This is a genomic window from Kitasatospora sp. NPDC048194, assembly GCF_043202455.1.
Lineage (GTDB): Bacteria > Actinomycetota > Actinomycetes > Streptomycetales > Streptomycetaceae > Kitasatospora.
This window is the reverse complement of record NZ_JBIDAK010000063.1, coordinates 1-11258: the sequence shown is the minus strand read 5'-3', so window position 1 is coordinate 11258 and position 11258 is coordinate 1. Positions and strand designations below refer to the sequence as shown.

Genomic DNA, 11258 nt, shown 5'->3' with positions numbered 1-11258 from the left:
CTCCGTTCGCGATCGCCCTTCGGGCGATCGGCGGACCCGCTCCGCGTGTCCGCACCCGGGCTTCGCCCGGGTGGGCCCGGCGCTTCGCGTCCGGGTCGGCACCACTCCGCTTCGCTCCATGGTGCCGGTGGGCTGATGTCTGTTCAAGTCGTTAAGCTGGGACTTTGGCTGATCTGGTGTTGGCTGACTGGGGGCAGGGGTGGCGTGTCGGGGGCGTGTGCGGGTAGGTTTTACTCCCGCCGGATTGGTCTAGTCCACGGTCTGGATCGGGTTTCGTTCTCCTCGGCGGGGCGGGGTGCGCTACCCTGGCAGGGTGAGCAACGGTCCCCAGTGTATCAGTCTTGACCCGTCAGGTGAACCCGCCGGAACCGGGGTGCTGACCCTCATGTTTCGGGTATTTGTCGGACATCGTGGCCGGGCTCTGATATTCTTCCGGATAGTCGCTTCCATCGGGTTCGTATTCCGGTCTGCTGATTTTCTGTGCCGGTCCGTCGAATGTATCAGTAAGGCACTGTCAGAATTTCCCGCGCGGTCTGTGGTGTGGACCGGGGAATGGTGAGGGGAGACACGTCTTCGTGAACGTCGTGAAGCCGGGCCTGATGGCCGCTCAGTCCGCCGCCGGCGTCTCGCTGCGCGGGCACCAGGAGGAGGCCCTGGAGGCGATCGTGCGGGGCCTGACGCCCCGTCCGGGGCAGGCGGTCCCGTCCAACGGGCTGCGGGTGACGGTGCAGATGGCCACCGGGTCGGGCAAGAGCTATGTGGGGGCTGCGGCCGGACAGAAGCTCGCGCCCCGCGGTGTGGCCCTGGTCGTGGTGCCCACGCTCGACCTGCTGGTGCAGATGATCGGCTCGTGGCGGGCCGCCGGCCGCTCCGGGGACATGCACGCGGTGTGTTCCCTGGTCGACTCCGAGCTGCCCTACGGCGTCATGGCGACCACGAGCCCGCTGAGGATCGGCATGTGGCTGGCCCATGCCGCGAGGCACCGCCGGCCGACCACCCTGTTCGCCACCTACACCTCGGTGGGCGCCGTCGCGGACGCCTACGCCCACTGGGCCCAGCTCCCCCAGGGTGAGCGGCTGCCGCCGCTGGCGCTGATGGTCTGCGACGAGGCACACCGCTCGTCGGGCAGCGTCGAGAAGACGTGGACGGTGGTGCACGACCAGGCGGAGATCCCGGCGGAGCGCCGGCTGTACATGACCGCCACCCCCAGGATCTGGGCGCCGCCCAGCAGTGCCATGCGGCGGCGCGAGGACGCCCACCAACCGCTGCCGGAGGAGCTGGCGGTGTCCATGGACGACCAGCGGATCTACGGCCCGCACGTGTACTCCCTGGGCCTGGCGGAGGCGATCGACCGCAAGCTGCTGGCGCCGTTCGAGATCGTGGTCCTGGAGCTGCGCGACCCGTTCGGCGACCGCCAGGCCACCGAACGGCAGGGCGTGCCGTGGGGGCCGGGTGTCGGTGAGGCCGAGGACGGCAGCGAGGACGAGGTGCCGGCCGAGCGGATCGCCGCCATCCAGGCCGGGCTGGTCAAGACCGTCGTGGAGCGCGACTTGGAGCGGTGCATCACGTTCCACAACCGCACGATCGAGGCCCGCTATTTCTCCGAGACGCTGAACCAGACCGTGGAGAAGCTGCACTTCGAGAACCCGCAAAAATATCCGCCAGAGTTCTGGGCACAGTGGCTCTCCGGCGAGCACGACATCGACTACCGAAAGGAGCTGATCGGCGACTTCGGGAAGAGCGAGGAAGACGACGGACTCAAGCACCGAATTTTCAGCAACTGCAAGGTCCTGGGCGAGGGCGTCGACATGCCGAATGCGGACTCGGTCATGCTCCAGGGCCGAGGCAGCATGGTGGATATCGTCCAGGCCATCGGCCGTGCCCTGCGCATGCAGCCCGGAGAAGGAAAGACCGCCAGCCTGATCGTCCCCGTCTTCCTCAAAGCAGGAGAGGAGCCGGGGGACATCCTGGAGTCCGACTCCTACGGCCCCCTGGTCAAGATCCTGACCGCGCTGCGCAGCCACGACGCCAAGGTCGTCGAGGCCCTCGCGGTACCGCAGAAGTCCGGCAAGCGCACCAAGGGGCGCAGCGCCGAGGCGGCTTCCGGGCCAGGTGGCAGCGGTCTCGGTGAGGACGGGGCGGGGGCGTTCACGCTGCCGGTGCGGTTCCAGACGCCGGTGGACGAGAACGTGCTCGCGCTGTTCATCGCCTCGCGGGTGCTGACAGGTGAGAACCAGTTCTGGCGGGAGGGGATCAACCACGCTAGGCGGTGGCACGAGGAGACCGGCGGCCTCGACGTCCCCTATTCCGCGATGGTCGGCGAGGAGGGAAATTTCCCGCTCGGGAAATGGCTTTCCGACCGGCGGACGGAGCACGCCGCAGGGGAATTGGCGCGCCACCGTGTGGACATGCTGGATGCCCTCGGGATGATCTGGTCCGTCTCCGACGCCCGCTTCGAGGCCGGGCTCGACTGGGCGCGGGTCTGGGCGAAGGGCCACGGCGGCTCGCTGGCCGCGCCGGCCCGGGCCTCCATCGGCGGGTACGCGATCGGCACCTGGCTCGCCGAGCTGCGCGCCGCCGCGCAGGTGCCGGCCGACCAGCCCGGCGCGCTCGCGCCGGAACGGCGGGCCGCGTTGGAGGAGATCGACCCGTGGTGGTGCCCCACTTGGCCGATCACCTGGCAGCGCACCTACGCCACCGCGCGGCAGTGGTGGCTGGAGAGCGACGGCCGCGTCGACTGGACCACGCTGCCCGTGGACACCGTGTTCGAGGGCGAACAGCTCGGACGCTGGGTGAAGGCACAGCGGGCCGGCTGGCCCGACCTGGTCGAGGACCAGCGGGACCTGCTGTCGGCGATCGGCATCCAGGAGGACCAGGAGCTGGTCGCCGCGAAGCAGGCCGTCGAGGCAAAGCCGAAGCTGTCCCGTGCGGACCGCTTCCAGCTCCACCTGGCAGCCCTCGCCCAGTTCGTCGAGCGAGAGGGCCACGCCCGCGTTCCACGCTCGCACAAGACCAGCGAAGGGCTGTCGCTGGGCGCGTGGCTCAACAACACCAAGGCCCGCCGGGACAAGCTGTCCGCCGAACAGCGCGGACAGCTGGAAGCCCTCGGGGTGGCCTGGTAGGCCCGGGCCCGCTCCGGCCGGTGTTCCGTGCCCGGCGATACGCTGCCGAGGCCCTGAGAAAGCATTAGAAGACCGCCGCCCTGTGGCGGCCTCCTGGCTTCACCTCACCTGGTTGGCCGGGTTCGACCATCGGCTTTCTCAGCGAGCCAGCCATCCTGACCCGCAGGGCCAGTGGGCAACCTATAAGGCTTACGACAGTTCCATGCTTCTCGCTCGACCTGTTGTCGCCTCGCCGCTGATATCGGCGAGGCGACAACGCTATCAAGCTGTATCCAGGTCATCCTCCGGATACTGATTCTTCCAGCTGATGCAAGTAGGGCGCTGGCCTCCGGAGAGCAGGAACTCCTTCACGGCCTCTCGCACAAGGTCGATGGGGATCTCGACCTGATCGCGGAACTCGGTCCGATGCCCCGCAATGAAGTACACGGGCGAATTCCTTGATTCCGAGGGCCCTGCCGATACAAAGTTTCCAGTTTCATCAATGAAGAGCAGAACCCCGACTTGCAGATCCTTATCCACTCCTACCTGGAAGTCATGATCCGGTAGCTCGGGAAGATCGTAGCCCGGAATCCTTGGCTTGACGCCATCTCTGGAAAGGTGAATGATCTGGGCCAGATTCTCGTATGCCGAGCCGGTGAGAAGTTCTTCGATCAGAACGTCGACATCATCGGCAGAATTGAGATAGCCGGGATTCTCCATGTGGTCCGACCTGAACCGGACTTCGGCAATTTTCTTCATATCAGTCGGAACACCGCCCCTTATGGGTTCCATAACCCTTGCACTTCCATACTCCGCCAGGCATCGGGAACCAGACCGTGACGACCTCAAGGCGTTCGGGGCCGACCTGAGCCGCAGTGGTGCGCAGTACCTCGCGCTCGACTCGGGCGGCGTGCGAGACAGCGAGATGATCAAATTGGTCGAGTCCGACCCGGCCCGGTACCGGCTGATCAGCGGGAAGGACCCGGTCCGCATCTACGCCCTCGACGGCCGCTGACCCGGTCCCTGTCGCCGCGGGTTCAGGACGCCCCCGGCCGAAGCGCATCACACCGGCCCGAGGGGACCGCACTCGGCCAGCAGGTCCAGGGTCGTCGCGACGATGGGCACGACGTCGTGGTGCTCGCGCCAGCCGTCGTCGTTGTCGTTGCGGACCTCCTTGCACCACCGGCCGCGCCAGCAGTCGGCGGATACGTCCGCGAAGACCTGATGGGGCCCGCGCGAGGTGTCCGGCGTCGGTGACGGCCAGCGCGACCGGCGGGCACCCGGCGCAGGTGTGAGCGGGCCAGGTGCGGCGCCACCAGTACACCGTGCGGTCGGCCGTCTCATGCAGGAGATGGGAGCTCACCCGAAGTGCGGGACTGTCGTTGTCGGTCGGTGTGCAGGTGTGGGCCTGCGGCATGCGGCGTGCCGTTCGTGGAGGTCGCGCGGGGCGTGGGGCGTGGGTGAGGAGCTTGCGGGCCATCGCAGTGGTGACGATCTTCTTGCCCCGGCGGCGGGCTCCTGGTAGGCAGAGGCGCAGGAGGGTGGCGCTTGGCTGTCTGGGCGGCCTCGCACATGATCCAGCGCAGCCAGGGGGAGCCCTGCTTGGAGATGCGCCCGCGGTGGACGGTGCGGACCGGAGTTGCGCGGTAGGGGCCAGTCCGGCCCAGGAGGCGAGCTTGCGGGCGAAGGGGAAGCGCGTGTTGTCTCCGACCTCGGCGACAACGGCCAGCACGGTGAGGAAGCCGACGCCGGGCAGCTCCCTGAGCGCGGCGACGCGGGGATCGCCGCGGGCGCAGGCGGCCAGACTCCGATCAAGCGGCGTTTATCTGCGGTTGCAGAGCGGCCAGGACCGCGAAGAGGCCGTCCACCACGTGGCGGGAGGCGTCCGGCAGTGGCAGTTCGGCGAGCCAGAGCCGGCCCGGGCCGGTGAAGCAGCCGCCGGTCGATCGGGTGTGGCCGATGTCGGCGAGGATGCTCCGGGTCGGTCGCGCTTGCGGCCGGCCGGACCAGGGCCGACCGGCGGTCGGCAGGTAGACGGTGGGCCACAGCAATCCATGCGTACGGTCCCTGGGGCAGCGCAGCGAGGCCGCGTGGGCTCGCTCCCCCCAGCCGAGGCCCCACCCACCGGCTGGTGGGGCCGTCACAAACGCTCAGCGTGACAGCCCCACCTTGCCATCAGCGAGCGCGCTGACGGGATAACAAACCTGCACTCACGGACAGCCTCTCAACCAACTACGCTCCCATCGCTGGGGGCCAGAGTTGTGATCCCGCGGCCCCGGGCGCAGCCGACTCGATGTAGGACTGCAGTTCGTAAACCAGGACTACCCAATACCGCCTGGTATCCGCCAGTCGGCGGACGATCCTGCGCGCGACGGCCAGCTGCCGGTCCGCGTCCCTGTCGATATCTCGCACTTCCATCACGGCTCGGAACCGTTCGAAGGGGATGCCCTGGTCTTCTTCGAAAGGATGCGAGAGGTTCAGTTCAGCACGTGTCGTACCGCCGATCGTTGCGACGTAGTCGACGTGCTCCGCGCCGACCCGTCGAAGCTCCTCGCCGCAAGCAGCGGAGAGGTCGGCAACGATGTCTGAGCCCAGGTCAGCTGGCTGAACGAAAATATAGTGTCGGGAACTCATGTTGTCTTCCCCTTATGGCCATGTGACGTCGAAGTTATCGCCGACGACACGGATCGAGTTCATTCTCCCAGGAGGATTCGCCTTCAGGAATTTCACCACTCCTTCACGAGCTGCAGCCTCATCTAGTCCGCTGCCACGCGCGTCAACGATCGCATCCATCGCCTGCCCCTTCGCACTGTTGAGCTGGTTCTTGACAGTGCCCGAAGTGGCGCCGGGGCGAAGGCTCTTGAACTCGGTAGGCACCCCGTCGACCAGGGCGTCATACGTCCTTTGTCCGTCCTTCCTCGACTCGAGGACAGCCTTGACATGACGCCCTTCTCCAGCGAGCAGATCGGCTACCTTGCGCTCTTCCGAGTCGAAAGTCTTTGCCGATTCGTCGATGGGATGCGAGGCCCCACGGCTGGCGCCTCCGCTTTCCTGGGCTTCCCGCAGGGCAGTCTTGATCCCGTTACTGAAGCGGTCCATCCCGTCCACCGTGACGGCCGCTCCGCCGACGACGAGTGTGGTTCCCATAACGATGGCTGGGGCGCCGACCAGACAACCCACCCCGGTGAGGCAGACGACGCCGCCGGCGACGTCCTCGGTCACACCGGCGCCCATGGCGGACACCCCAATGGCGGTTTCGCCTGCGCCGATCCAGATGTCCGGGTTGAGAAACGGCTTGGCCAGGTCCCAGGCCGAGTCAGCTGCTCCGGAGAGCCAGGACGGGATCCAGCTATCGTCCTGCTGGTCCTGCTGTTGACCTTGCTGTGCCTTGGCCTGAGCAGCGACCTTGCGAAGATTGTCCTGTTCCCGTAGCCAGTCGGCCATGTCCCGCTTGTCCAGCTCGACCGCTGTGGCGAATGCGTCCCGGTAGGCCTTGTCGGCAGCGTCCCGGTCCTGCTGAGCGGAGATGCTGGAGTCCCACGCGCTCTTCGCTGCGGTGCGAGCGGCACTGGCGGACTCATTGGCCCAGTTCGCCGAGTACTGGGCGCTGGCTGCGGAGTTGATCGCACGGCTCGTCGCGGCGACGGCGTCGGACTGGGCCTTGCGTGCAGTCGTCGCCGACTGGGCGGCACGTGCTGCGGAAGCGTCAGCGGTCTTGACTGACTGTGCTGCCTGCGCGGAGTATTTCTGGGCCTCCGCAGCCGAGCTCTGGGCCTGCTGGCTGTACTGGGCTGCCTCTGCGGCTGCGCCTCGTGCCGTGGCAGCAGCCTGTCCCGCTTCCGCGGCGTTCTGCTGGGCCGTGGCTGCCACGACGGAGGCCTCCGCAACCATCTGATCGATCTGTGCGGCGTGGGTAGCGGCCAGCTGGTCCTCGCGCTGGGCCTGGTACTGGCCGGTCTGGAGGAATGAGCGCAACTGTCGGGCCGGGCCCTCGAGCGCGATCCGGGCGGCGGAGGCGACCTCCGGGGTACCGCTGTCGACGAGTTGAGCGGCGCGCACTCGGTCGTCCTGGTAAGCCGCCGTATACTGCCCGGTGGTTATGAACTCTCGGTACTTGGCAACTGAGCCTGAGTCTAGGGTGGCCCTGCCCGCTTCCTGCACGCCGGGCCCGCCAGCGGAGATGATCTTCGCAATGTGGACACGCAGGTCCTGCACGGCAGCCTGGTATTGGCCGTTCGCCAGGAACTCCGTCACTTTGCCGGGGTCGTTCCCGTCCAAAGCGCTCCGTGCTGCGGCAGCGATCGCGTCGGAGCGGCTCGTGGCGGCCAGCCGCTCGACGGACTGACGCTCATCGTGCTGAGCAGCCTCCGTCCACCCGGTGCGGGCGTACTCGACGAGTTTCTTGTCGTCACCAGCCAGGGCGATCCCGGCCGCGGACCGGCTCCAGGCTCCACCCGTCTTGAGGGTCAGGACCGCAACTCTCCTGGCCCTGGCAGCGATGTCCGTCGTGTTGGCGTCCGGTCGGGTGGCCTCAGCCGTCAGGCCCCGGGCTTGGGTTTCCACGTCCTTGACCTGCTGAGAGATGGAAGCCAGCTTGGCGTTGCGCTGGTCCTCCTGCCACTTGAGGTCTTTCGCCTTCTCGACACCGGCGTTGGTCCGGGCGGTCAAGCCCTCCGCCTCCACCTGCTGGACGAGGTCGTGCGTGGCCTTGGCCTTGGCCACGGCATTGGTCGCCTCGTCGGCGAACTGCTTGGCGGCAACGGCATGGTTGGTCGCCTGCTCCGCCGCGTTGGATGCCTCGCCGGCGTGGGCGGCCGCGTCATCAGCCGCCTGCGCTGCCGCGCGGGCATGCGCGGCAGCTGCACGAGCCGAATCACGTGCCTCATTGGCCGCGGCAGCCGACTTGGCGGCGAGGGCCTGGGCAGCGCTGGCGGCCCGGGTAGCCTCCTGCGCCTGGCGCCGGGTGGCGGCGGCGGCCTGGGAGGCCGCAGTCGACTGTACGCCCGCCTGCGCCGCGTAGGTGCCTGCCTGATCGACCGAATCGGCGGCGGCACTGGCGTTCTGGCCGGCGCTCAACGCGTCCTTGGCCGCTTGGCCCGCAGCCAGCGCGGCAGTGCCAGCCTGCTCTGCCGCACCTGCCGCTTCTTCGGCACCGTTGGCTGCAGTGCGCGCGTCCTCCGCTGCCTGACGGGCCGCACGAGCGTGACTCGCGTCTGTGGCCGCACCGGCTGCTGCCGACTGCGCGTTGGAAGCCGCGCGTGCGGCTCCCGCCGCGGCGGACGCGGCCTGGGAAGCCGCACTCGCCGCCACCCGGGCCGAGTTGTTCGCCGCCCGGGCTGCGGTGATCGCCTGCTGGGCTGCGCCTGAGGCCTGCTCGGCGGCCTTGGCTGCGCGCTCAGCAGAGGACGCCGCATGTTGGGAGTCGTTCTGAGCGGCCTGGGTCTCGGTCGCGGCAGTGGCGGCCGCCTCCTTCGCCAGTTTGGCGGCGTTGACCGCGCGAGCGGACGCTTCCTTGGCTGCCTGGGTCTGCGCGGCAGCCTGGACGCCAGCGGCCTTCGCCTGCTCGGCCAGTTGGGCGACCGTCAGTGTCTCCTGGTCGCGGTTGCGGGCGACGTACTGGCCGACCTCAAGGAACTCATGGACGTCGTCCGGGGTGCCGTTCAGAGCGATCCGGCCGGCCGCGATCACGGAAGGCCCGCCAACACTCAGAATCTGTGCGACCTGGACCCGCTCGTCCTGGTCGCTTTGCTCGTACTGGCCCTGTTCAAGAAACAGCTTGATGGCCTCAGGTGTGCCATTCAACGCGGCTCGACCGGCCTCTTGGACCCCCGGGCCGCCGACGCTGATGATCTGGGCGACGCGTACCCGCTGGTCCTGATACAGCGGCGCCTTCCAACCGTCCTTCAGAAAGGTTTTCAGCTGCTCAGGCGTGCCACCGAGGGCCTGACGGGCGGCCTCCTGGAGCCCCGTTCCCGCGATAGTGGCGAGCTGCGCCACAGCGACCCGGTCGTCCTGGAACTGCTCTGCGGATGCTTGCGTCAGAAACCGCCGCACGTCGTCGTCACTGCCCATCAGCGCGACCTCAGCAGCGGCCCGCACACCGGGCCCACCGTCGATCCACAGTTGCACCACTCGACCACGATCGGTTTGCGGGAATGTTCCCGCATTTCCCAGCGAAGGTGCTCCGCCCTCCGCGAGCGCTTGTGGAGGTGAGGCAATCAGCCCCGCCAGGAGGGCAGTTGGAAGCATGGCCAGACACAGCGCACGTATTGCACCGACCCCCCACCCCCAGCCACCCTTCGCGCGCAATCCTTGCGTCAAGGTAACACCCGTCTTAATTTCGCAGCGCACTGCTGCAGTGTCGCATCTCGACACTTGGCAAGATCTTTAACATGCCCTCAGACCAACTCGCCAGTCAAGTGGCCCATGTATATGTCTGAGATAAAGGCAAGAAACGATACGCAATATGCACGTATACAACATTTCATCACCTACCGGCTCAAATCCGACAAATCATGAAGCAATGGAGTCCAGCAGGCATGAGCGAACCTAATGATTTGACTGCGTATCACTGCCGTCCAGTACCTTCACACAGCACACCTCAGCCTTACCTGTGCTTTGACAGCGAGATAGGCCATCGACCCCACCCCTGATTCCAGGGCAGCATGAAGAGGATGAATCCGTGACGTTTCGCTTCCGCAGGTTTCTCATGGCGTCGGCCTTCGGCGCGCTCCTGGCGGCCGCCACCGTCCCGGCGCTGGCACTAGCCGCCTCTCCGGGCCCCGACTCCGCCCCCGTCGCGGCAACGGACCCGAGCCTGCCCCCTGCCGCCATCGAGGACTTCTCCTACCCGGGCGCCGCAGAAATCCAGCAGGAGCGCAACATCAAGCTCATCAAGGGCGACGGCCGTCTCATGTTGGCCGATTGCGATCCTGCGACCCCGCAGATCAAGGTCTTGAGTCGCAACGGCGACGTCTGCTTCCGCGCCACTGGCCCCGGCGGATATTTGACCTTGGAGATCGCTCGGGTCTTCGGGCTGGAGGCCGCCGACCGTCCCATCAGCGCCAATTTGAGCGTTCCCGGGTCCACCCAGACCGTTAGCGTGGACAAGGGCGGCTACAAGAGCGTCGGCGAGGGAACCATAGGCGGCGCCCGCTCAACGCTGGTGGAACTCCGCGTCACCGGCTGACATCCGCGAAGCCCGGGGCCATGGCCCCGCCCACGGTGTCGGCCTGCGCATCACCTGGCTGGCTGACCCCATATCCTTCTCATCCGACAGGAATTCCGAGCAATGGCCCACCAGTTTTTGTCCCGCTCCTGGCGTACCGGTCTGCTCGCCGTCGCCACGGCCACCGGCGCGTTGACCACGCTCACTGCCACTCCGGCCGGTGCCGTGGCCGGCGAGCCGTCGTCCGACGCCGCCTACACCGCCACCGTGCGTCTGGTCATCGGAGACAACCTCCGCGCCTGTACCGGTGCCCTCGTGGACCGGTACTGGGTGCTGACTGCGGCGTCCTGCTTCACCGACGACCCCGCCCAGCCCCAGACGCTGGCCACCGGTGCTCCGAAGTGGAAGACCACCGCCACCGTCGGCGGCAAGGCCGCCGACATCGCCGAGCTGGTGGCCCGCCAGGACCGCGACCTCGTCATGGCCCGCCTGGCCACCCCCGTCACCAACATCACGCCCCTTCCCGTCGCCACCACCGCACCCAGCGCCGGACAGAGTCTGCGGGTGAACGGCTACGGGCGCACCAAGGACGAGTGGGTGCCGGACAAGCCCCACACCGGCGCCTTCACCCTCGACACTGTGAGCGCCGGTGGGATCGGCATCACCGGCACTGGAGGCGCCGCGGTCTGCATGGGCGACACCGGCGCCCCCGCCGTCCGCGATACGAACGGAAGGGCGGAGCTCGTCGCTGTGGCCTCACGTTCCTGGCAGGGCGGCTGCCTCGGGACCCCCACCACCGAAACTCGCACTGGCGCCTACAGCACGCGCATCGACGATCTGGCCGGATGGATCCAGAACACCGTTGCCGCGTGGAACGTCAAGGTCGACTACTCCTCCGCGGTCGTGAACTCCGTCTACAACCCCGACACCAGGACCGCCGAGATCTTCGCGCTGGGCACCGACGGCGTCCTCGCCCACAACTCCAAAAA

The 11258-nt window shown here is 67.6% G+C and carries 9 protein-coding genes and 1 pseudogene; 3 read left to right on the top strand and 7 right to left on the bottom strand.

Features of this window, described 5'->3' with window-relative positions; all coding sequences use genetic code 11:
- Positions 1 to 575: 575 nt before the first annotated feature.
- On the top strand, positions 576 to 3122 hold the full coding sequence (locus ACGF07_RS35400) for a Helicase associated domain protein (protein ID WP_392905760.1): 2547 nt from the start codon (positions 576 to 578) through the stop codon (positions 3120 to 3122).
- Positions 3123 to 3383: 261 nt separating this feature from the next.
- Here ACGF07_RS35400 and ACGF07_RS35395 read toward each other — a convergent pair whose 3' ends face one another.
- The 7 genes and pseudogenes from ACGF07_RS35395 to ACGF07_RS35365 form a co-directional block, all read right to left on the bottom strand.
- Positions 3384 to 3893 carry an Imm1 family immunity protein gene (locus tag ACGF07_RS35395; protein WP_362563897.1) on the bottom strand — a complete coding sequence of 170 codons (510 nt, stop codon included), beginning with the start codon at positions 3891 to 3893 and terminating at the stop codon, positions 3384 to 3386.
- A gap of 270 nt (positions 3894 to 4163) precedes the next feature.
- Positions 4164 to 4445 (bottom strand): hypothetical protein, encoded by a 282-nt coding sequence (locus tag ACGF07_RS35390; RefSeq protein ID WP_392905757.1) that lies wholly within the window; start codon positions 4443 to 4445, stop codon positions 4164 to 4166.
- On the bottom strand, positions 4442 to 4768 hold the full coding sequence (locus ACGF07_RS35385; protein ID WP_392905762.1) for a transposase: 327 nt from the start codon (positions 4766 to 4768) through the stop codon (positions 4442 to 4444). The genes ACGF07_RS35390 and ACGF07_RS35385 overlap by 4 nt, the downstream gene beginning before the upstream one ends.
- Positions 4759 to 4857 (bottom strand): annotated as a pseudogene (locus tag ACGF07_RS35380) (transposase); the annotation flags it as partial. The pseudogene ACGF07_RS35380 and the gene ACGF07_RS35385, both read right to left, overlap by 10 nt.
- A gap of 55 nt (positions 4858 to 4912) precedes the next feature.
- Positions 4913 to 5152 carry a hypothetical protein gene (locus ACGF07_RS35375; protein WP_392905756.1) on the bottom strand — a complete coding sequence of 80 codons (240 nt, stop codon included), beginning with the start codon at positions 5150 to 5152 and terminating at the stop codon, positions 4913 to 4915.
- 181 nt (positions 5153 to 5333) lie between these two features.
- A complete protein-coding gene (locus tag ACGF07_RS35370; RefSeq protein WP_392905754.1) occupies positions 5334 to 5735 on the bottom strand; it encodes a hypothetical protein in 402 nt (133 codons plus the stop codon).
- Positions 5736 to 5747: 12 nt separating this feature from the next.
- Positions 5748 to 9233, bottom strand: a complete 3486-nt coding sequence (locus ACGF07_RS35365; protein ID WP_392905752.1) for a chemotaxis protein — start codon at positions 9231 to 9233, stop codon at positions 5748 to 5750.
- Between the two features lie 550 nt (positions 9234 to 9783).
- On the opposite strand from ACGF07_RS35365, the gene ACGF07_RS35360 reads away from it, so the two are divergent.
- A complete protein-coding gene (locus ACGF07_RS35360) occupies positions 9784 to 10290 on the top strand; it encodes a hypothetical protein (RefSeq protein WP_392905750.1) in 507 nt (168 codons plus the stop codon).
- 102 nt (positions 10291 to 10392) lie between these two features.
- On the top strand, positions 10393 to 11258 hold an 866-nt coding region (locus tag ACGF07_RS35355; RefSeq protein WP_392905748.1), incomplete at its 3' end, for a S1 family peptidase.

What these genes read in the sequence shown, in the direction of transcription:
- ACGF07_RS35395 (WP_362563897.1), bottom strand. Translation starts at nt 3,893, where the DNA reads ATGGAACCCATAAGGGGCGGTGTTCCGACTGATATGAAGAAAATTGCC.
- ACGF07_RS35390 (WP_392905757.1), bottom strand. Translation starts at nt 4,445, where the DNA reads ATGAGACGGCCGACCGCACGGTGTACTGGTGGCGCCGCACCTGGCCCG.
- ACGF07_RS35370 (WP_392905754.1), bottom strand. Translation starts at nt 5,735, where the DNA reads ATGAGTTCCCGACACTATATTTTCGTTCAGCCAGCTGACCTGGGCTCA.